Source organism: [Clostridium] aminophilum, assembly GCF_900101295.1.
In the GTDB taxonomy this organism is placed as follows: domain Bacteria; phylum Bacillota; class Clostridia; order Lachnospirales; family Lachnospiraceae; genus Clostridium_R; species Clostridium_R aminophilum_A.
In genome coordinates, this window is record NZ_FOIL01000001.1 from 1 (window position 1) to 22,727 (window position 22,727).

14 protein-coding genes and 1 tRNA gene are annotated in these 22,727 nt (G+C 54.8%); all 15 read left to right on the forward strand.

Annotated elements, in window-relative coordinates; translation table 11 throughout:
- Window positions 1–456 precede the first annotated feature (456 nt).
- The 15 genes from BMW41_RS00005 (at window position 457) to BMW41_RS00080 (ending at window position 22,518) form a co-directional block, all read left to right on the forward strand.
- Window positions 457–1,896: an amidohydrolase gene (locus BMW41_RS00005; protein WP_074647552.1), complete on the forward strand. Its 1,440-nt coding sequence runs from the start codon at window positions 457–459 to the stop codon at window positions 1,894–1,896.
- Between the two features lie 293 nt (window positions 1,897–2,189).
- Window positions 2,190–3,230, forward strand: coding sequence for a threonine aldolase family protein (locus BMW41_RS00015; protein WP_074647556.1), 1,041 nt, complete (start codon window positions 2,190–2,192; stop codon window positions 3,228–3,230).
- An 83-nt stretch (window positions 3,231–3,313) separates the two neighbouring features.
- Window positions 3,314–4,147 (forward strand): EFR1 family ferrodoxin, encoded by an 834-nt coding sequence (locus BMW41_RS00020; protein WP_074647558.1) that lies wholly within the window; start codon window positions 3,314–3,316, stop codon window positions 4,145–4,147.
- 17 nt (window positions 4,148–4,164) lie between these two features.
- Window positions 4,165–5,364: a cysteine desulfurase family protein gene (locus BMW41_RS00025; RefSeq protein WP_242870173.1), complete on the forward strand. Its 1,200-nt coding sequence runs from the start codon at window positions 4,165–4,167 to the stop codon at window positions 5,362–5,364.
- Window positions 5,365–5,553: 189 nt separating this feature from the next.
- On the forward strand, window positions 5,554–6,639 hold the full coding sequence (gene mnmA / locus BMW41_RS00030; protein ID WP_074647847.1) for a tRNA 2-thiouridine(34) synthase MnmA: 1,086 nt from the start codon (window positions 5,554–5,556) through the stop codon (window positions 6,637–6,639).
- Between the two features lie 479 nt (window positions 6,640–7,118).
- Window positions 7,119–7,928, forward strand: a complete 810-nt coding sequence (locus BMW41_RS00035) for an electron transfer flavoprotein subunit beta/FixA family protein (RefSeq protein WP_074647560.1) — start codon at window positions 7,119–7,121, stop codon at window positions 7,926–7,928.
- A 10-nt stretch (window positions 7,929–7,938) separates the two neighbouring features.
- Entirely contained in the window at window positions 7,939–9,144 is a 1,206-nt protein-coding gene (locus BMW41_RS00040; RefSeq protein WP_074647563.1) for an electron transfer flavoprotein subunit alpha, read from the forward strand.
- Window positions 9,145–9,146: 2 nt separating this feature from the next.
- Entirely contained in the window at window positions 9,147–10,565 is a 1,419-nt protein-coding gene (locus BMW41_RS00045) for an FAD-binding oxidoreductase (protein ID WP_074647566.1), read from the forward strand.
- Between the two features lie 67 nt (window positions 10,566–10,632).
- Window positions 10,633–11,835: a YkvI family membrane protein gene (locus BMW41_RS00050; RefSeq protein ID WP_074647568.1), complete on the forward strand. Its 1,203-nt coding sequence runs from the start codon at window positions 10,633–10,635 to the stop codon at window positions 11,833–11,835.
- A gap of 116 nt (window positions 11,836–11,951) precedes the next feature.
- Window positions 11,952–12,039, forward strand: a tRNA-Ser gene (locus BMW41_RS00055).
- Between the two features lie 572 nt (window positions 12,040–12,611).
- The gene (locus BMW41_RS00060) at window positions 12,612–13,196 is read left to right on the forward strand and encodes an RNA polymerase sigma factor (RefSeq protein ID WP_074647573.1); all 585 of its coding nucleotides are present in this window, start codon (window positions 12,612–12,614) and stop codon (window positions 13,194–13,196) included.
- A 2-nt stretch (window positions 13,197–13,198) separates the two neighbouring features.
- The gene (locus tag BMW41_RS00065) at window positions 13,199–14,719 is read left to right on the forward strand and encodes an anti-sigma-I factor RsgI family protein (protein ID WP_143050768.1); all 1,521 of its coding nucleotides are present in this window, start codon (window positions 13,199–13,201) and stop codon (window positions 14,717–14,719) included.
- Between the two features lie 482 nt (window positions 14,720–15,201).
- Window positions 15,202–19,515: a response regulator gene (locus BMW41_RS00070; RefSeq protein ID WP_074647579.1), complete on the forward strand. Its 4,314-nt coding sequence runs from the start codon at window positions 15,202–15,204 to the stop codon at window positions 19,513–19,515.
- The gene (locus BMW41_RS00075; RefSeq protein ID WP_074647581.1) at window positions 19,512–20,279 is read left to right on the forward strand and encodes a response regulator; all 768 of its coding nucleotides are present in this window, start codon (window positions 19,512–19,514) and stop codon (window positions 20,277–20,279) included. The genes BMW41_RS00070 and BMW41_RS00075 overlap by 4 nt, the downstream gene beginning before the upstream one ends.
- Window positions 20,280–20,349: 70 nt before the next feature.
- Window positions 20,350–22,518 carry a type 2 periplasmic-binding domain-containing protein gene (locus BMW41_RS00080; protein ID WP_074647584.1) on the forward strand — a complete coding sequence of 723 codons (2,169 nt, stop codon included), beginning with the start codon at window positions 20,350–20,352 and terminating at the stop codon, window positions 22,516–22,518.
- Window positions 22,519–22,727: the final 209 nt, after the last annotated feature.

Genomic DNA, 22,727 nt, shown 5'->3' on the forward strand with positions numbered 1-22,727 from the left:
AGTGGGCAACCGTGTCCTGTTCATGGCAGACGGCAGACTGATCGAAGAGGGAACTCCGGACGACATCTTCAATCACCCGAAGAGCGAACGACTGAAGGATTTCCTGAGTAAAGTACTGTAAAGATGATGCCGTCGGCCTGTGTCTGGCCGGCGGCTGTTTTTGTTTCATAGGAAATTTCTCCGAAATTCCCTATGAAACAAAAACGCTCCGCAAGGATGCGCACGCCGCTGTAAGGAAGCTGTCACCTAACGGTGACCAGCGGCGGCGCGCAAAGTCCGCGGGGCTCCCCTCAGGACTGAGGGGATGGGGGAGCCGAAGTCCGCTTGCGGACTTTGTTCTTTTATAGGAAATTTCTCCGAAAATCCTTATACCACACAAAAAAAAGGAATTCGGGGAGGGACATACCGGGCTCCGTTTTGGACCGGCAAAAGAAAAAGAGCAGAAGAGGAGAAGATATGGACAGCATTAAACAGTGTGCAGTGGAGTATATTGACAGGAATAAAAAGATTTTTACGGGCATCAGCGATGAGATCTGGGCGAATCCCGAGCTGAGCCTCAAGGAATTTAAAGCAGAGAAAGTCTATGCGGAGGCATTGAAGAATGCGGGATTTGAGGTGACGGAAGGCGCCTTTGGCATCGAGACCGCCGTTATGGGAAAGTTCGGCCACGGCCGGCCGTATATCGGCATTCTGGGTGAGTATGACGCTCTCAGCGGCCTGAGCCAGGAAAAGGGGATCGCGGAACACCGTCCGATTACGGAAGGAGGAAACGGCCACGGCTGCGGACATAATATGCTCGGAGCGGGGGCATTTGCCGCAGCCTGTGCGGTCCGTGCGTATCTCGCGGAGAATCCGGACCGGGAAGGAACGGTATTTTTTTATGGCTGTCCCGGCGAAGAGGGTGGTGCCAGCAAAGCATTTTTTGCCAGAGACGGTGTCTGGGCAGAACTCGACGCGGCGCTGACCTGGCATCCGGAAGACGTCAATGAAGTGCGCACGGGAACCTGCAATTCCTGCATTCAGATTCTCTACGATTTCCACGGTGTTTCGGCACATGCGGCGGGAGATCCGTGGGACGGCCGGAGTGCGCTGGATGCGGCGGAACTGATGAACACCGGCGTTCAGTATCTGAGAGAGCACATGACCAGCGACTGCCGGGTGCACTACGCGTTTCTGAACGCCGGCGGTGTCTCGCCCAACGTGGTGCAGGACCGCGCGTCCGTTCTGTATATGATCCGTTCCATTGATGTGAAGGATTCCGTAAAACTCGTAGAAAGAGTGGACAAGATCGCGGCAGGAGCGGCTATGATGACGGAGACGACATTTACCCGTCAGTTCATCGACGGCACAGCGAATCTCGTGCCGAACTTTACGCTGGAAGAACTGCTCTACCGGAATTTCGAGGAAGTGGGACTTCCGGAATACACGGAAGAGGAGCTGACCTTTGCACAGGCACTTCGGGCAACCTGCAACGAGAACCCGGCGCCGGGTACCGCGTCGAAGTTCGACGATGCCATCGCGCGCCGGGCGGCGGAGCTGAGCGATCACGGGAAAAAAGCCATCAACGACTTCCTGATGCCGCTTTATCACTCCACCGGTTTCCGCGCCGGAAGCACGGATGTGGGCGATGTGAGCTGGCAGACGCCGACCGCACAGATTCATTGTGCTGGGTTTGTCAGCGGTGCGGCCGGTCACAGCTGGCAAAATGTTTCCTGCGGCGGTTCGACGATCGGACACAAAGCGCTGCTGGAAGCGGGAAAAGTGCTGGCCTGCACGGCGATTGATCTGATGCGCGATCCGGAAGTTCTGGCGAAGGCGAAAGAAGAATTTAAAGAGAGAACTGCGGGGGGATATGTATGCCCGATCGAGGACGGAGCGGTGCCGACGGCGCTGTGAGTCCGAAACAGTCCGAAGGAAGGTGCGGATTGTCGGAATATGGAAGACATTGTGAGTCCGAAACGGTCCGGAGAAAAATGCGGATTGTCGGGATATGGAAGACGGATATAAGCCGGAATGGAATAAAATGAAACTGTTCGCACGGCGGAAGACAGACCGCCTGGATCGGGTGATGCGCCGGGCAGGGGAAACGGGCTGCGGTCTTGTGGGTATCTTTCGGTTGGGATATAATGAAAAAGACAGCGGCAGGAACTGCCGCAGGTGGGATGTTTATTTTGGGAGGAGAAACAGCAATGCTAAATTTCAGCAGTGATTATATTAAAACCTGCCATCCGGAGATCCTGAAGACACTTCAGGATTCGCTGGCGACGACGCATACCGGGTACGGAACCGATGATATCTGCGCGGAAGCGAAAAAGCGAATTGCGGAACAGACGGGAACCGATCCGGAGGATATCTTTTTTGTCAGCGGAGGAACACAGACCAATCAGCTTGCCATCGATACCATGCTGAAAGAGTATGAGGGCGTGATCTCCGCCGATACCGGCCATGTGAACACACACGAGGCCGGGGCGATCGAATATACGGGGCACAAGGTGATGCATGTTCCGGGACACAACGGTCTGATCGACGCCGGAGAATTGAAGGATTTTGTTGAGACCTTTTATCAGGACGGAAATCATGAGCATATGGTTTTTCCGGGCATGGTCTATATCAGCTTTCCGACGGAGTACGGCACGCTGTACACGAAAAAACAGCTGGCGGACATCGCCGCCGTTTGCCGTGAGTACCACATGATTTTCTATCTGGACGGCGCGCGTCTCGGTTACGGACTTGCCGCGGATACCGATGTGACGCTTCGCGACATCGCGGAGCTGACCGATGCATTTTACATCGGAGGCACCAAGGTCGGGGCGATGCTGGGGGAGGCACTGGTGTTCACGAAGCATAACACACCGTCCCATTTTGTGCATCGGCTCAAAAAACACGGCGCGCTGATGGCGAAGGGCTGGATCATGGGTGCCCAGTTTGAGACGCTTTTCCGCGATGGCCTGTATGGACGGATCTCCGCCAATGCGATTGAAAAAGCGAGGGATCTCCGCCGGGGGCTGGAGAAGAGAGGATTCCGCTTCTGGCTGGATTCTCCGACCAATCAGCAGTTTGTCGTGCTTGAAAACGGCTTTGCGGACCGGCTTCAGAAGGAAGTCGTTCTCTCCTACTGGGAGAAGGCGGATGAAGAGCATACGGTTTACCGATTCGCGACAAACTGGGCGACGACCGGAGAAGATCTGGACGAACTCTGGAAAGTGATGGACCGGATTTCTGCGTTGTGAACCTGATCGGGGTGAGAACGGGAGAGCTGAAGTCGGAGAAAAGCGAATATTTTGTGATAATACGGGATTCAGGAGGAATAAGTATGCAGATCAAAACAGTGAAAGCAGTATATTTCAGTCCGGTGGCGAACACAAAAAAAGTGGTGGAGGCGGCCGCAAAGGTGATGGCATTCCAGCTCAGCGTGCCGATGGAGGTTTTGGATTTTACCCTTCCGGCGGCGAGGACACACTCGTACTCCTTCGGAAGTGACGAGCTGGTCGTATTCGGCGTTCCGACCTATGCGGGCCGTGTGCCGAACAAGGTTCTTCCTTTTGTGAAGGAGCTGTTCCACGGCGAGGAGACACCGGCAGTACCGATTGTCACCTTCGGCAACCGGAATTACGATGACTCGCTGGCGGAACTCCGCAACGAGCTGGAGCACAATGGCTTCCGCACCTTCGCGGCTGCGGCATTTTCCTGCAGACATGTATTTTCCAATAAGATCAACATGCTCCGTCCGGATCAGGCGGATATGAAGGTTCTGAGTGAGTTTGCGGAAAAGGCGGCGCAGAAGCTGAAGGATGCGCGAAAGACAGAGGATCTTGGAAGTCCGGTGCAGGTGAAGGGAAATGATCCCGTCGGCCCGTACTACCGTCCGCTGGGCACAGACGGCCAGCCGGCAGTCTTCCTCAAGGCAAAGCCGCTGACCAACCCGGAGCGCTGCGACGAGTGCGGTCTGTGTGCGGAAGTCTGTCCCCTCGGATCCATTGACCCGAAGGATGTCTATTCGGTTCCGGGCGTCTGTATCAAGTGCATGGCCTGCGTGCGCAAATGTCCGCAGCGGGCAAAATACTTTGAGGACGAGGCGTTTCTGTCGCACATTGCGATGCTGGATCAGAATTATACGAAGCGAAAAGAACCGGAAGTGTTTATCTGAACAAGGGAGTAATATTGGTGGAACAGCATCATAACCGGATTTATCTGGATCATGCGGCGACAACGCGGACGCGGCAGGAGGCCGTGGCCGCGATGCTGCCGTATTTTACTGATTTCTATGGAAACCCGAGTTCCGTCTATGATTTTGCGGCGGAGCCGAAGCGGGCCATCGCCGCGGCGAGAAAGACGATTGCGGACAGCATCGGCGCTTCGGTTTCGGAGATCTTTTTTACCTCCGGCGGTTCCGAATCGGACAACTGGGCGCTGACCGCAGCGGCGGAACTGGGGGAAAAAGAAGGAAAAAAACATATCATTACGACGGCCATCGAGCACCATGCGATTCTGCACACCTGCGCGTATCTTGAGGAACGCGGTTTTTCCGTGACGTATCTTCAGTCGGATGAGCAGGGCTATATCTCACCGGAAGCGGTGGAGAAAGCGATCCGTCCGGATACCTGCCTTATCTCGGTGATGGCAGCCAACAATGAGATCGGAACGATCGAACCAATCCGCGAGATCGGAATGGTGGCCCGCAAATACGGGATCCTGTTTCACACCGACGCCGTTCAGGCGTACGGACATATGCGCATCGACGTGAACGAATGCGGGATCGATATGATGAGCACATCGGCGCACAAGCTGAACGGACCGCGCGGCGTCGGATTTCTCTATATCCGCCGCGGCGTCAAAGTCCGTTCGTTCATCCGCGGCGGTGCCCAGGAGCATGGCCGGAGAGCGGGAACAGAAAACACGCCGGGGATTGTTGGTTTCGGGAAAGCGGCAGAACTTGCCTTTGCCGAGCTGGAGGAACATGCGGAAACGGAACGGAAACTGCGGGACCATCTGCTTGACCGGATTCTCACAGAGATTCCGGATACGGTTCTGAACGGGCCGGAGACCGGGGAGAAGAATTCGGGAAGGCTTTGGAATAATATCAATGTCACATTTCGCGGCGCAGACGCCGAATCGATCCTGATTATGCTGGATATGCAGGGCATCTGCGCATCCGGCGGCAGCGCGTGCGCATCGGGATCCCTTGATCCGTCCCATGTTCTGACGGCCATTGGCCGTTCGGAGGAGGATGCGAGAGCGTCCGTCCGTCTGACCGTGGGCTGTGAGAATACCGAGGAAGAGATGGACTACACGGCAGAACGTCTGAAGGAGATCGTGGCGAGAATCCGCAGAATGCGTTCTGCGGAACACGGCGGAGACCGATGATATCCGGAGAGAGGGACGGCCGAACATGGCGGCGGCCGGCGACCTCGGAGAGAGGACCGGCAGAACGCAGCGGTAGCCAGTGACCTCGGATAGAGGACCGGCGGAACACCTCAGTGGCCGGTGCTATCCGAAGACAGGACTGCCCGGATCATTTCGGAAGAGCGTCTGAAGACAGAGACAGGAGAATACATGTCAGAAAAGAAGAAAGTAGTAGTAGGAATGTCCGGAGGCGTCGATTCCTCCGTGGCGGCATGGCTGCTGAAAGAACAGGGATATGATGTGATCGGCGTGACCATGCAGATCTGGCAGAGTGAGGACGCCTGTGCGGTGGAGGAAAACGGCGGTTGCTGCGGCGTCAGCGCGGTCGAGGATGCCAGACGCGTGGCAGAGACCATCGGAATACCCTATTATGTCATGAACTTCCGGAATGAATTCCGGAAGAACGTCATTGATTATTTCATCGATGAGTACCGGAAGGGAAGGACACCGAATCCGTGCATCGCGTGCAACCGCTATGTGAAGTGGGAGTCACTTCTCCGCCGCAGTATGGAGATCGGCGCGGATTTCATCGCGACCGGACATTACGCGCGAAAAGAGCAGCTGCCGAACGGAAGATACGCTGTGCGCAATTCCGTGACTGCCGAGAAGGACCAGACCTATGCGCTGTATAACCTGACTCAGTTCCAGCTGGAGCATACCCTTTTTCCGGACGGGGCTTACACCAAACCGGAGATCCGACGGATCGCCGACGAAGCCGGAATTCCGGTGGCGAACAAACCGGACAGCCAGGAAATCTGTTTTGTGTCAGATGGGGATTATGCGTCGTATATCGAGGAGAATAGCGATTACCGCGCAGTTCCGGGTAATTTTGTCGATAAGGACGGAAATGTCCTTGGTCGGCACCGAGGGATCATTCATTACACGGTCGGACAGCGCAGAGGACTGGACCTCCCGATGGGGCGGAGAGTTTTTGTGACGGAAGTCCGGCCGGAGACCAATGAAGTCGTCGTCGGTGAGGGACAGGATGTCTTTGCCGGCCGTCTGGTCTGTGACCGCCTCAACTGGATGGGAGTTCCGGAGCCGGCGATTGGAGAAGAAATGCGTGCACTGGTGAAAATCCGTTATGCGCACCGGGGATCCATGGCGACGGTGCGCCGTATCGATGAGACTAGGGCCGAGTGCATCTTCGACGAGCCGGTCCGCGCGATCACGCCGGGACAGGCGGCTGTCTTTTATCAGGACGACTGGATCGCCGGCGGCGGAACAATTCTGTGAGCGGGAAACGGTGTTCCGGGGAAGCCGTGTCCGGGAATGGCGGTCCGGAAAAACGGACAGAAGAAAAACAAAATGCAAAGTGAACAGGAGAACGGAAGAACTTTGCCGACGGGCAGCCGGAGCACGGAAGTTGTGCTCCGGCTGCCTTTGTCTTACGCAACAGAACCTTCTGTGGGACTGCGCACGCCGAAGAATGCGTGACGAAAAAGGCATGCCGATGAGCGCATGGCAAAAAATGCGGGCCGATGTCGTCTGTATGGAGACGATCTCTGAAAGTCCTTTCAAAATATAAAAAAAGGTCGACAATCATTTTATACAGCGTTATAATCTGCCCAGAACGATTTAACGCTTAAAAGCATTATGAGTTTAAAACATAAAACTGCTGAATTGAGAAAATAACAGATGGTTATACCGGTGCAAAACCGGAAGATACAACATCGAAACGTATTCCGAAGCACAAGCAGAAACGAGGCGGCATCATGAAAATCTTTGTCTGTATGAAACAGGTTCCGGCGACGCAGAAAGTTGAGATCGATCCGGAAAGCGGTGCGATGAATCGAAGTTCCGACAACACCAGAACCAATCCGTACGATTACTTCGCGTTGGAAGCGGCACTGGAGATTCGGGATCAGGAAAAAGAAGAGTACGGGAAGGATTCCGCCGTGACCGTCATCACTATGGGGCCACCTTCCGCAGAAGAGATGATGAAGGATGCGTACGCAATGGGGGCTGATCAGGCTGTGATTCTCTCTGACCGGAAATTTGCCGGAGCCGATGTGCTGGCGACCAGCTTCACCCTATCACAGGGGATTCAGGCGGAGGGCGGCTGTGACCTGATTCTGTGCGGACGGCAGACAACGGACGGCGATACCGCGCAGGTGGGACCGGCTCTCGCGGAGCATCTTGGAATCCCGCATGCCGCATGGGTACGGGAGATCATCGATGTGACGGAGAAAGATATCACCGTCCGGCAGGATTTTGCCGGTGTGACGCAGATCTCAAGAATTCCGTTTCCGTGTCTGATTACCGTTGACAAGGATATGTGTGTGCCGAGACTTCCGTCATACCGCAGAAAACGCGAGACGGCGGATCGTCCGGTCCGGATTCTTTCCTTTCACGACCTTCCGGTCCGGGATCTCACCCGGTACGGCCTGATCGGTTCACCGACTTCGGTGGAGCGGATGTTTGCACCGTCGGCGGCACGGGGACAGGAATACATCGAGGGCGCGGACGGCGCCGAAAAAGCACGCAGAATGCTGGACATTCTGAGAAAAGAAAAACTGATCTGAGGAGGGCGGCATGAACGAAAACACAGGATTTTTACGATTTGATTCAGGAAAATGTGATCTTTGCGGAAAATGCATCAATGTCTGTCCCTTCGGCGCACTCACCATGGGCAAACACGACATTCAGGTCAATGAGAACTGCCGCATGTGCAGACTCTGCGTGAGAAACTGTCCGGAACAGGCGATCTCGTTCGAGCAGACCATGAATACCTTTGACCGGGAAACATGGAGAGATTTCCTGATCTATGTGGAGCAGGAAGGCGGAGAAATCCATCCGGTTGCCTACGAGCTGATCGGAGAAGCGCGGAAGATGGCGAAAAAATCAGGATACAAAGTCAACTGCGTCATTATCGGCGGAAACGAGACAGCCGGGAACGCGGAAAAACTTCTCCGTTACGGCGTGGACGGCGTCTATGTCTATGAAGATGAAGGCTTTGAGGGATTTCGGCCCGACTGTTACACGGATGCCATGGCGGACTGTATCTCCGCGCTAAAGCCAAACTCCGTGCTGATCGGAGGAACCGCACTCGGACGGTCTCTTGCACCGCGCCTTGCGACCCGGTTCCACACGGGACTGACGGCGGACTGCACCTCGCTGGACATCCGGCCCAACACCGATATGATCCAGATCCGGCCGGCGTTCGGCGGAAATATCATGGCGCAGATTGCCATCACACATTCCAGACCGCAGTTTGCCACCGTCCGCTACCGCGTCATGGACAAGGCGCAGCCGGTGGAACACCCGCAGGGAAAGGTTGTACGCTGTCGGATTCAGGACGGAATGACGATCTCGAAGATTGAAATTCTCTCGCAGAAGGTTTTGGATAAGGTTCGCTCCATTGAAGAGGAAGACGTTCTGGTGGTGGCCGGAAGAGGCGTGAGGAATGCCGAGGGTGTGGAAATGTGCCGGAAACTCGCAGAGGAATTGGGCGGACAGCTTGCATTTACCAGACCGATGGTTGAGGAAGGCTTCGGAGATCAGGCCCATCAGGTCGGCCTTTCCGGCCGGACGGTACGTCCGAATCTGATTGTGACGGTCGGCGTGAGCGGTGCGATTCAGTTTACCACCTGCATGAAGAACTCGGGATGCATCGTTTCCATCAACAGCGACCCCGATGCTCCGATTTTCAGGACGGCGCATTACTGTATTGAGGATGATCTGTACACGGTTGTTCCGGAGATGATCCGTCAGATCGGAAAAACCAGACAGGAGGCATAGAGATGGCATATCCATACAAGAAAATGACGGAGACGGATATTCAGAAGATCCGGGATCTGACATCGCCGGACCGCGTTGCCGTTGGAGAGGCGATCGCGAAGGAATTCTATCATGATGAAATGCCGGAGTACGGAAGCTATGTTCCGGAACTCTATGTCGAGGCGCTGAACACGCAGGAGGTGTCCGCAATCATGCGGTATGCCAATGAGAACAATATTCCCGTGGTCTGCCGCGGAGCGGGAACCGGCCTTGCGGGAGGCGCGACATGCAAGTACGGCGGAATTATGCTCTCCATTATGAGGATGAACCGGATTGATCCGGTTGACCACAAGAATCAGACCATCACCGCGGGACCGGGCGCGCTTCTCTGCGATATTCAGGCGGCAGCGGCAGCGGAGGGGCTGATGTATCCGCCGGATCCGGGAGAGAAGACGGCATCTATCGGCGGAAATGTCATCACAAACGCCGGCGGAATGAGGGCGGTCCGGTACGGTCTCACCCGGGATTTTGTGCGGTGTATGGAGTGTGTGCTTCCGGACGGAGATATCGTCCGGTTCAGTTCCAATGTCGTGAAGAACACGACGGGATATGCCCTGAAAGACCTGATGATCGGCTCGGAGGGAACGCTGGCGATTCTCACGGAGGTCACGCTGAAGCTGATTCCGGCCCCGAAATACACAGCGACGCTGGTTATGCCGTTTGAAACCATGGACGGCTGTGCGGACATGGTGCCGGAGATCCTAAAGCTCTCCGCCGTCCCGACGGCAATCGAGTTTCTGGAGCGGGAGCTGATCGAGATCGTGGAGCGGAGGCTCCGCAAGTATTTCCCGGTGAAAGAAGGAACCACCGTTCTGATCGTCATGTATGACGCGGCATCCGCCGACGAGCTGGAGGAAGCGGTGCGGGCGGCCGCGGAGGCGGCCCTCGAACACGGCGCGCTGGATGTGGCGATTGCGGATACGCCGGAGCGGATTGCTTCTGTGTGGGAAGTCCGCGGCGCGATTCTGGAGGGCATGAAAGCGGACTCCGTTTCGCAGGAGGAATGCGATGTGGTTGTTCCCCGGTCGGAGATCGCGAATTACGTGAAGCAGGCGAAGAGGATTGCAGCATCCCACGGTCTCCGTGTGGAGCCGTGCGGACACTGCGGCGACGGCAATATTCACACCGAACTTCTCCGTGGCGCGGAGCAGACGGACGAAGAATGGCAGTCGGCGACGAAGGCCTGTCTGACGGAACTCTATGCGCTCTCCAAAGAACTGGGCGGACAGATGTCCGGTGAACACGGAACCGGAAACGGACGGATCGAGTATCTGGAAGAGTTTGTGGGGAGCCGCATGATCCGGCTGTATCAGTCGGTCAAGGCGGCATTTGATCCGAATCTGATTCTGAATCCGGGGAAAATGATCCGGCTTCCGGGATAGAAAACGGAAGAAAAGCAGACAGGCGGTTCAAAAGACGAAAACAGGACAAAAAAGGAGGACATGACCCATGGAAAGCAGCGGATCTTCGGCAGCGGTATCCGGAAAATTTCTCGTCAACACGGCGGCGATGCCGCTGACACTCGGCCTTGCGTTCGTCGCCTTTACGACACAGTTCGGCGGCGGATTTGCGAGCGGAGCACAGATCTATCAGTACTTTATCAACTACGGCGTCTGGTGCCTGATCCTTCCGGCATTCACCCAGGGGCTTTATGCACTCTTTTTCTGGTACGGCATGCGCTATGCCCACGCGCACAAGGCGTATGACTACCGCACATTCTCGGATGTGTTCTACGGGAAATACCGGTCGGTCTTTTCCAATCTCTTTGAGATCTGCTACCTGATCATGATCGGAACAGCCTCTTCGGCGGCATTTGCCACCGGCGCATCCACGATCAGCACGCTGATGGGCTGGGATTACGGTATCTGTACCGTGATCATCGCGGCGTTCATCTTTCTGATTGTCATGTTCGGCACCGGCATGGTCCGCTCCGCGGCCTCCACGCTGTCGGTTCTGATCCTTGCGGGGCTCGTGGCGGTTCTGGTTCCGAATATCCTCTCCGGATCCGGAATGATCGCGGACTCCATCGCAGGAATGAATGCGGGAGCACTTCCGGTTCTCGCGGCTCCGGATGCAAGGCCGGACTTCGGCGCGGCGCTTTGGATGGCATTCCTGTATTTCCTCTTCCAGCTTCCGTCCGTGTCGGTGATGTACCAGCATGTGGCGGCGGTGACGGATAAAAAACAGATCGACAAGGCGGGACTCTGGATCTTCTTCTGCAACTTTTTTGCGATGGAACTGTCCATTCTCGGGCTTCTGGCGGTTTCCTTCCGCCCGGAACTTGTGGGGGCATCTGTTCCGATGCTGATTCTTGTGCAGAACGGCGTCGGCGGCAGCATCCTGACTCCGCTGATTTCCGTTCTGATCATCCTCGGCGCGATTTCCACCGGCACCAATATGATCGCCGGTATTGTGGCGCGGTGCGTGAACGCTGTGGAACGCCGTCTTCCGGAGGCGAAGCGGGATCACGGTCATCTCGGACGAAATGCGGTCTTTGCCGTGTGCTTTACGTTTGCGGCATTTGCCATCTCCCAGTTCGGTCTGATGGCGATCGTGCGCCAGGGATACAAATATCTCGGATACGCCGGATTCATCACGCTGTTTGTACCGTTCGTGATTCACATGATCGTGACGAGAGGAAAGGATATCTGACCGGTGCCGGCGGAAGGCCGGAAAATCGGATAAATTCTGATAATTCCTCGAAAACTGGATGACAAACCCTCCGATCTTTAGTATAATGACACTCGTGCAGTATAATACTGACACTCGGAGGATTACCCAAGAGGTCGAAGGGGGCGCACTCGAAATGCGCTAGGTCGGGTAACCGGCGCGAGGGTTCAAATCCCTTGTCCTCCGCGTAACATCAATCCTGATTGCAAGAAAAAGAGCCCACCGGTGTATGCCGATGAGCTCTTTTTCTTGGGTCATTTCTTCTTTTTTGCCGCGTTCTTTTTGCTTAATGCTGCCAGCTGCTGCGCCATTTTCTTTACCTCTGCCTCTTTGCTGGCCTTATTCTTTTTTCCAAGCTTACCCATGATGAGTCCTCCTGAAGATAAGTGAAATAGTTTTGACGGTTTCTTATTGTAGCACGGACCTTTCCGCATGGAAACAGAAATTTTGGATGAGCACAAGTGCTCGCCCGGCTCCTGCTTTTCGTGTATCACAGAATCTTCGATCCTGTGATCACGTAGCGTCGCCAATTGAGTGCAAGCACTCGCTTGGCTCGTGCTTTTCGTGTATCGCAGGATCTTCGACCCTGCGTTCACGTAGCGTCGCCGGATGAGCACAAGTGCTCGCCCGGCTCCTGCTTTTCGTGTATAATATGATGGGCATTGAGGGCCGGCGCGGCGGGACTTGAATATATTTTTGGAAAAAATGCAATAATCACGCGCGCCTACGCATTACCAATATAGAAAGGAACTTCCTTCATGTTTTTTATGGGATTGCTGATGGCAGTGCCGGAAACGGATCCGCAGGAGGAAATGGGCGATGAAAAACTCCTTCTCCAGACAGCGGAAGGCGACCGGACTGCCTTTGAAAAACTTTACAGGAATACATACCGGAAAGTATACAGCTATATCCTCTCACTGATGAAAAATCCGACCGAGGCGGACGAGATTCTTCAGGAGACCTATATGAAGATCTGGACCTCTGCGAAAAGCTATCAGCCGCAAGGAAAGCCGCTGGCATGGATGTTTACCATCGCCCGCAATTTCTGCTACATGGCGTTTCGGGCCAGAAAGCGGGAGTCGGATCTGAATCTGGAGGAATTGAGTGAGGGCGAGCTGGTGGATCACTGCACGCAGCTGGAAGACGCCGCGGACAGGGACGCGCTGAACGCCGCACTGAATATTCTCGGCGAAGATGAGAGGAAGATTGTGTTGCTTCATGCCGCTTCCGGCATGAAGCACCGTGAGATCGCCGATGCGATGGAACTGCCGCTTTCCACGGTCCTTTCCAAGTATAACCGGGCGATGAAGAAACTGCAGAAATATCTGAGAGAGGAGGGATGACATTGCCAGCACGGAATATCAAATGGGACGATGAAGAGATTAAATCACATCTGAAGTCGGCAATGGACAGCCTGACTCCGGATATTTTCGATAAACTGGATCTCAGCACACCGCAGGATCCGGGACCGTTTGACGTGAATCCGCCGGAAGCGGAACGCAGCGCATACGGACCGGACAGACGGGAAGAAGAGAACGGAAAGATCCTGAAAATGTACCGCCGGATGCGGGCATTTACCGTGGCAGCTGCCGCATGTCTTGCTCTGATTGGCGGCGGTGCCGGCTACAACATGTACCAGAACAGCCGGGTAGATTCCGTCATCGGGCTGGATGTCAATCCGAGTATTCAGCTCTCGGTCAATCGGAATGACAGGATTCTGGAGGCCAAACCGCTCAACCGGGACGGCGAAGAGATTCTGGACGATATGGATCTCAGCCGTGTGGACATGAATATCGCGGTCAATGCCGTGATCGGTTCTATGGTGCGGCACGGATACCTGATTCCGGATGAGATGGACGAGAATGCGATTCTGGTTACGGTGACCAACAGCGATAAAGACAAGGCAACCGAAGTCCGGAAGAACGTTGTGGACGAGATTGCGGATTCCCTGCAGGAACACAATGTTTCTGCGGTGGTTTACGATCAGCAGTCCGGCGAAAAAGAGGATGCCGCGGTGCGGGAGATCGCCGACCGCTACGGCATTTCCTACGGCAAGGCATATTTCCTTCAGGAACTGATCCGGGAAAATGGTCTCGAGGAGAGTGATATCGAGAAGTTCGCAGGAATGTCGATGGGGAAAATCGCCGGAGAGATCAACGATCAGTCTCTGGTTATCCGCGGATCGGGCGACGGAGAGGAAAAGACCGACGTTGTGAAAGTGACCGCCGCAGCCGTGACGGAGGAATCCACGGAAGAATCCGGAAGCGCGGAGGAGACGACGGAAAGCGCGGCGGAGACGACACAGGAGGCGGTATCGACGGCCGGCGGCACTTTGGTGCAGACCACCGCGGAGGAAACGACCGCTGCGGAGACGGTTCCGACGGAGGAAGAACCGGTCAACACCGGAACGATTCATGTGAACTACGTGGATTACGAATCCGGCGTGATCACCGTCACCTTTGCTGATAAGGTTGAGTGGAAGAATGCCTCGGTATCCGTTCTCTGTGACGGAGACAGTTACTCCGCCCGCGTGATCGATACCAGTGCCAATGACTGCGAGATTGATGTCAGCGGCCTTCCGGGCGGAAAGAAATGCAGCTTTTCGCTGGCGGGTGTCAGCCTTCGGGGAAAGCACAGTTATACGAGTGTGAGCGGACGGTTTGAGACGCCGGATATCGCCGAAGGAGCGATGCCGGATACCTGGAAGGAATCGGAAAAACAGGAGAAAGACTCCGAGGACGACACCGAGGAGACAACCAAGGCGGCAAAGAAGACTTCCGCAGCGAAGTCCGAGGCGGATACGGATCCGGAGACGGAAAAAGATTCGTCGGAGGAAGCAAAGGATTCTTCCTCGGAGTCCGAGTAAAGAGGAGTCGGGCAGAGCCTTCTTTTTCCGGCACAGGAGCACGGAAAATCAGAGCGGGCATTCCGCATTGGCACCGATAATATCATAGATAACATCATATCGGAGAATAGAGGGGCAGTCCCGGAGAGCACAGGCTTTCCGGGGCTGCCCCTTTCTGTAATGTGCGGGGCCAGTCTGCCAGGCTCCCCATCCCCTCAGGACTGAGGGGATGGGGAGCCGAAGTCCGCTTGCGGACTTTGTTCCCCAAGACCGCGGTGACTGCGGCGATAACGGGGAAAACCGTGAAACATGATGCTTCAAGTTTGCTTTCAAAAGAAAATGCGAGTATCTTTAAAGTATCGAAAAAAATACATGTTATGAACCGTCTTCGGAACCATCCGGCAGAGAGACTGCCGTCATAAGTTATCATTTTTTATAAAAAAACACTAACGTTTTACGATAATTCGGACGATGATACGGATATATGGAAAGGAGAAGGAACCATGCTGTACAGACACGGGATAACGGGAAAGATCCATTTTGATCGGGATATGCTGGCGCGCGAGTTCATTGTGCTCTGCGGCGTCACGCTGAATATTGTGCTTTCCTTTGCCGCGCAGAAGATGGGACTTCCGCTGTACCTCGATTCGATCGGCACGATTCTGACCGCCTGGGAGTGCGGAATGCTGGCGTCGATCGCGACGGCCCTGATTTCCAGTATCCTCAGCATGCCCTTCAGCAGGATGTCCATCTACTTCATGCTTGTCAACATGCTGATCGCCATCAGTGCATCGAGAATGTTTGACAAAGGCGTGGTAAGACGGAAAAACTGGTTTTTGATTTTCTGGGGAACGATCACTCTCATCGGCAGCGTGGCCGGCGGCGGTGTCGGATGGATACTGAACAAGGAGATTGCGATTGCGTTTCAGTCGGTTCCGATGGTGGATTCAGTCCTGTCAGGAATACATAGTAATAAGATAATCGGATTCCTTCTGGTCAATATTCTGATCAATATTGCAGATAAGCTGATTGCGACAGTGGCGGTCTGGGCGGCGGTCCGGAAACATCCGATCCGGTTCTATCATTTTTCCATGGTTCGGGGACGGAGCGACCAGACGGAAAACTTTGACATGAACCGGCAGTACCGCCGGGTTTTGATCTCTGTTGCCGTGGAGGCGATCGGACTTGTTGCGGCCTGCGCCTGGATCAGTGTGTCGCTGTATACCCAGAACGCGCGGAGAGAGCGCATTCTGGTTGCGAGGGGCGCGGCGCAGCAGGTTGTCAATGCGGTGGATCCCCGGTTGATCGATGTCTATCTGAACCGGGGGACGTCAGCCCAGAGCTATGAGGAAGTGCGAAACGTATTGCAGGGAATCCGGGACAACACTCCTGACCTGCAATACGTCTATGTATACCGGATCGAGGAGGACGGCTGTCACGTCGTGTTTGATACCTCGGAGCCGGGAGACGATACGAATCAGCCGGGCGATGTGATTCCGTTTGATCCGTCGTTTTTGCCGCATATCTCGACCCTCCTTGCCGGCGGCCACGTTGAGCCCATCGAGAGCAATGACTCTTACGGATGGCTGCTCACGGTCTATCAGCCGATTTATAACGCCGAAGGTAACTGCATCGCGTACGCGGGAGTCGACGTTTCCATGCAGAATCTGCGGGATTACGTCCGTGATTTCCTGCTCCGCGTGGTACTGATCGCCTCCGGATTCCTGATTTTTTCCCTTGCGGTCGGGATCCGCACATCCGACAGTTATCAGCGTGTCATCCGCCGGCAGTACGAACAGATCAAAGAGGCCAAAGAGGAAGCGGATTACGCAAACACGGCCAAGTCACATTTCCTTGCGAATATGTCTCATGAGATCCGTACGCCGATCAATGCCGTTCTCGGTATGAACGAGATGATACTGCGCGAGAGCGAGGATGACAACGTTCTGGAATATGCGGAAAATGTAAAGATGGCGAGCAATACGCTTCTCAGCATTATCAATGATATTCTGGATTTCTCCAAGATCGAGGCCGGGAAGATGGTCATCACGCCGGCGGATTATGATCTTTCTTCCGTGCTCAATGACCTGGTCAATATGATACGGACAAGGGCGGACAGCAAGGGCCTGGTCCTTCACCTTGCATTTGATGAAAAGACGCCGAAAATGCTGTACGGTGATGAGGTGCGGATCAAACAGGTCATCACCAACCTTCTGACCAATGCGGTGAAATACACCGAGGAGGGAAGTGTGACCTTCGGAGTCGGTTACGAGAAGACTGAGGATCCGGAGGAAATTGTTCTTATCGTTTCCGTCACAGACACCGGTATCGGCATCAAGAAGGAAGACGTGGAGAAACTGTTCTCCGAGTTTGTCCGTATTGAAGAAAAGCGGAATCGCAATATCGAAGGTACCGGTCTTGGAATGAATATCACCAAGAGCCTTCTGGAAATGATGGGAAGTGCCCTGCAGGTCGAGACCGAGTACGGGAAAGGATCGACGTTCTCCTTCCGGCTGAAACAGAAAGTGGTCCGGTGGGATGAACTCGGTGATTATGAAAAGGCATACCGTGAAGCGATCGCAAGCCGGGAGAAATATAAAGAACAGTTCCGCGCGCCGGATGCGCTGGTTCTGGTTGTGGATGATACGCCGATGAACCTGATGGTTTTCAAAAACCTTCTGAAACGGACCGGCATCCGCATTGACACGGCGACCGGCGGAGACGAGGCGCTGGCTCTCACAAGGGAAAAAACATATGATCTGATCTTCCTGGATCATATGATGCCGGATAAAGACGGTATTGAGACGCTCCAGGAACTCCGGGCGGAAGAAGAGAATCCGAACGCGCACACGGTTACCATCTGCCTGACGGCAAATGCCATCTCCGGCGCGCGCGAAAACTACATTGCGGCCGGGTTTGACGATTATCTGACCAAACCGATCAAGGCAGAGAATCTGGAATCCATGATTATGAGGTATCTGCCGGAGGAGAAAATGCAGACGGCGGAGTCGGATCAAACATCTCAGAACAGAGCGGCGGAGACGGAAAAGATCGGGGAAATGTCCCGGAAGACGGAAACAACCGTCATTCTCGTGGTAGACGACGATCCGATGATCGCAAAACTGGCCGCCAATCTTCTCGGCAGCGAGTACCGCGTGGAAGCCTGCCTGCGGGGCGAAGAGGCGGAGGACCGGGCAATGGCACTTCAGCCGGACCTCATTTTACTGGATATCAATCTCGGCTCTGTGACGGGCTTTGACGTGATAAAGATCCTCCGGAAGAATCCGGTCACCAGTGAAATCCCGACGGTCATTCTCACCGGTGACAGCGATGAGAACGCGGAGATCCGCGGATTCCGGGAAGGAGCGGCGGATTTTATACGCAAGCCCTTCGTGCCGGAAGTGCTTCGGCAGAGAATCCGCAGAATCGTTGAATTGGATCATCTGCAGCGGAATCTGCAGAGGGAGGTCCGGCACCAGACCGGACGGGCTGAGCGCCTGACCCGCGAGATCATGCTCGCGCTCAGTAAAGCGGTCGATGCGAAAGATCATTACACCAACGGTCACTCCGAGCGTGTGGCAGCTTATTCCGCGGAGATCGCCCGCAGGATGGGGAAGAGCCCCAGCGAGCAGGAACACATCTATGAGATGGGACTTCTCCATGATATTGGAAAGATCGGAATATCAGAGGGAATCATCAATAAGAATTCCCGGCTGACCGATGAAGAATTCCAGACGATCAAACAGCATCCGGCCATCGGAAGCGACATTCTCCGGCTGATTACGGAGATGCCGGGGCTTGCGGACGGTGCACGTTCGCATCATGAGAAATATGACGGAACGGGATATCCGGACCGCCTGAAAGGCGAGGAGATTCCGGAGGTGGCGCGGATCATCTGCATTGCGGACTGCTACGATGCCATGACTTCGACGAGAACGTATTCTACTCCGAAACCGCAGGAAAAGGTCCGCTCGGAGATCGAGCGGTGTGCCGGAACGCAGTTTGATCCGGAGATCGCGAAAGTCATGCTGGACATGATCGACGAGGACAAAGACTATGTGATGAAAGAGAAGACGGCCGACATCCGTATATGGAAAGGAAGCGACCGGCTGTGGCAGACTGTCGAGGAGGATCAGAAGAGGGCAGAGCGGTCTCTGGATGACTATATGGCAGAGACGGCGGAAGAGCCGGAGGACATCCCGGAAGCAGAAATTCCGGAATGGCTGCGCGGTATCGCTGAGATTGATGTGGACACCGGACTTCAGTATTGCGGAGATGAGGCGACCTATCTGGAAACACTGAAAATCTATGCGTCAAACGCGGCTTCCTCGGCCGGAGAGATTGAAAACTTCTGGAATTCCGGCGATCTGGCGAATACCACGGTCAAGGTTCACGCGATCAAGAGTCTGTCGCGCACGATCGGCGCGACGGAGATCGGCGCTCTTGCCGAGAAACTCGAGTATGCCGGAAAGGCCGGCGACCGGGAGACCATGGGTGCGGAACTTGGCGGACTGCTGGAACGAATCCGCGGCGTCTGCCGCTCGCTTTCTCCGCTCTGTGAACCGGCAGAGGAGGAAATAGAAGATGAATCGCTTCCGATGATCTCGGATGAGGAACTGCAGGAAGCGTATGAAGAGCTGAACGGCTGTGTCGAGACGATGGATGTGCAGAGCGCGGAGTACGTATTTGATTTTCTGGTGGGATACCGGCTTCCGCAGGAAGAGCGTGATCGTATGAAGAAAATCAGGGAAGCAGTCAGCAGCTTTGAGTGGGATGAAGTGACAGAACTGCTGAAACGAGGAGGAGAGAACGGATGAATAAAAAAGTACTGGTGATTCACCAGGGAGGTGCGCTGATCGTAAACACGCTGACAAACTTGCTGAAAGATGCCGGCATAGAAGTGCGTCATGCGGCGCCGGAGGTGGACCGGATCCGGACGGCGGCGGAAGGCGTCGGGCTGGTGATTATGGTTACGGGGATCTATGTCCTGGAGTCCATGGAGATCGCGACGTATCTGAAGGGGCTCTGTCAGGATGAGAACAAACAGCTGTGCCTTCTGGGGAGCGGGGACGAGATCGCGATGGTAAGGAAAACCATCCCCAGAGAGATGATACAGAAGGAATTCGTACGTCCGTTCAACATCCGGAATGTTGCCGGAGACATCCTTGCGCTGTTTCCTTCCGGCGAAATCCATACGGAGGAAAAAAAGATTCTTCTTGTGGACGACGATATCATGTTCCTTCAGACGATGCAGAACTGGCTCCGGGATTCCTATAAAGTCAGTGCGACAAAATCCGGCATGCAGGCCATTACCTTTCTGGCTGCCAACAAACCGGACCTGATCCTTCTGGACTATGACATGCCGGTCACATCGGGACCGCAGGTTCTGGAAATGATTCGCAGTGAGCCGGATACGGCCGGTATCCCGGTGATCTTTCTCACCGGACGAAATGACAGAGAGAGCGTGCTGAAGGTGATGAGTCTCAAACCGAACGGGTATCTTCTGAAATCCCAGTCCAAGGAGAATATCATCGCTTCGGTGGACCGTTTCTTTGAAAAAGGAGAATGGGATCACAGCTGACGGGAGCGATGAACCGGAATTCACAGGGAAACCGCTCATTATGGAATATTGAGATGAGGGAGGTCTTGCGATGAGAAAATGGCTGAAATGTGCCGGAATGCTTCTTGCGGCCGGCATACTGGGCGGATGTCACGGCACACCGGATCCGCCGGCCTCGAACATGACCATGTCCTTTGTGCCGGAACAGACAGGGAGAAGAAAGATTTCCCAGGATCTTCCGAAGGATCTGACCTATGAGAAGGGAACCGTTCTCCGGATGGCGACCGGATATAATTCCAGGCAGACCGGCCTCAGTTTTGATAAGGAAACGGCGGGGGAAGGTGTGACGCTGGCGGACGGTGTGACCTATTATGCCGGCGATTTGAAGCCGACCTGGAAAGAACTGGAGAAACGGCTGAATATCCGGATCGAGGATAAGTATCAGGGGAACAGTTCCGGGATGGAACTCGCTTTCTGGAAGGACCGGATGAATGAAATCGATATGGTCAGCGGCTCCACGGACAGTCTGACCGAATACGGTGAAGCCGGAAAGCTGGTCGACCTGTCCGGGTATCTTCCGCTGATGCCGAATCTGAGGACCTATCTGGAAGAGAATCCGATCGTGCGTCTTTCCATAACCGGAAATACCGATATCGGATCTTTCTATGTCGCGCCGTATTCGGACGGTCACGATGACGTGGAACGGATGCCGCTGATGCGGGTGGACTGGATCGAGAAACTGCTGGACGGTGAGGGGCCTTTTGAGGCGGAAATCTGCGGCAGGACCGGGAAATACTATTATCAGCCGTATATGCCGTTTTCCGGGAAAAAGGTGGTTTACGTCGTGGCACCGGACGGATCAGACGTCGAGAAACTGGTCAAAGATTATGAAGCCGGCGGCAATATCATCCGGAGCATGAACGCCGTCGGATCGATGTCGGGAGTCCGGGCGGTCAATATGTTTCGCAGTTACATTGACCGCACATATCACGGTTATTACGGAAGCAAACGATCGGATCTGTTCGCCGGACAGAATGCAGCCTGGGATGCGGACGAACTGGTCGCTCTGCTCCGGTGCATAAAGGCCAATGCGTATACGCTGAACGGAACAGACTCCGTGCAGGGCATCTTTACCCGCGATGATGGCAACAATCAGCGAAGGGGAGATATGTTCCGGTTGGCGGGACAGCTTTTCGGCGTGAGAGGTATGGAATCCTGTCAGGACTATCTTTATATAGACGTCTATGGTCGGCTCCGCGACGCACGGCAGGAGCCGGATTCCTACCGTGCTCTCGGCCGGATGCATGATCTGCTGTGTGAGGGTCTGCTGTCGGAATCCTTTGCAAACAAGAGCCCCATGACCAGTGAAGAAATGCTGCGGAATGATCAGGGATTCATGCAGTATGATTATAACCAGACCCAGACGGTCTACAATGAGACCGTGCTTCAGAAAACGGAGGGGGAGCGATACAAGGCGGTGATGCTTCCCATTGCGAGCTGGCAGGATGGGATGAACGGAAACAAATATATGCGTTTTACGGAATCCTGGCGCAGCGTGAAGCAGATTGGATGGGCGATCTCTGCGGATGGTGTAAAAGATCATCCGGACCGTCTTTACGCAGCGTTAAAGCTGATCGATTATGCCTATAGTCCGGAAGGAAAGATTCTGATGTCCTATGGACCGGATGAGTTTATCCGGCGGAACGGGGACGGAAGCTATAAGCTGTTTTCTTTCAAGGGTGAAATGATGCCGGAGATTTCCGAGGCGACGTACACTGAACTGTGGACGCGTTCAGGCGGAAATTATACCGATTACTGCCGGCGGTATCTGGGATCCACGCTGAGCTTTGAGAAGAGTCAGGCGTTTGAGTATCAGTGTTTGAGCAGTGTCGGGAAAGAAGGCGCCGATCAGATCGCGGCAGCCATCTCGCTTGGCGTGATCAAACATCCGGAACTGGAGATTACGAGCAATCCATGGTACACTTCCGTTCCGACCGTATTTCCGGCCACGAAGCGGGAATTGGATCTTCTCAGTATCCATAGGGAACTGGAAGATATTTTTTCGCAGAGTGAGAATGGGGAGAACCGGTTTGTTGATGTGATTATCGACGGATTCGGGAGCCGGAATGCCGATCAGGTTGCGGCCGAGATCCGAAAAGAGGGCGGTCAGGAATATCTGGACGTCAAGCAGCAGACCTGGACAAGACTCCAGGGAGGAACGATCGGAAAAACAGACAATGACAGACAGGGCGGAAAATAATTGCCGGTTGCGCAGGATAGGGGGGACGTCGTATGGCGTCCCCCCTATCCTGCGTTGTTATACGGCGCGTGCGGCATCTTGCGGCGCGTGCGGTATCTTGCGGCGCGTGCGGCATCTTGCGGCGTGTGCGGTATCTTGCGGCGTGTGCGGTATCTTGCGGCGCGTGCGGTATCTTGCGGCGCGTGCGGTATCTTGTGATGCGCCCGCCG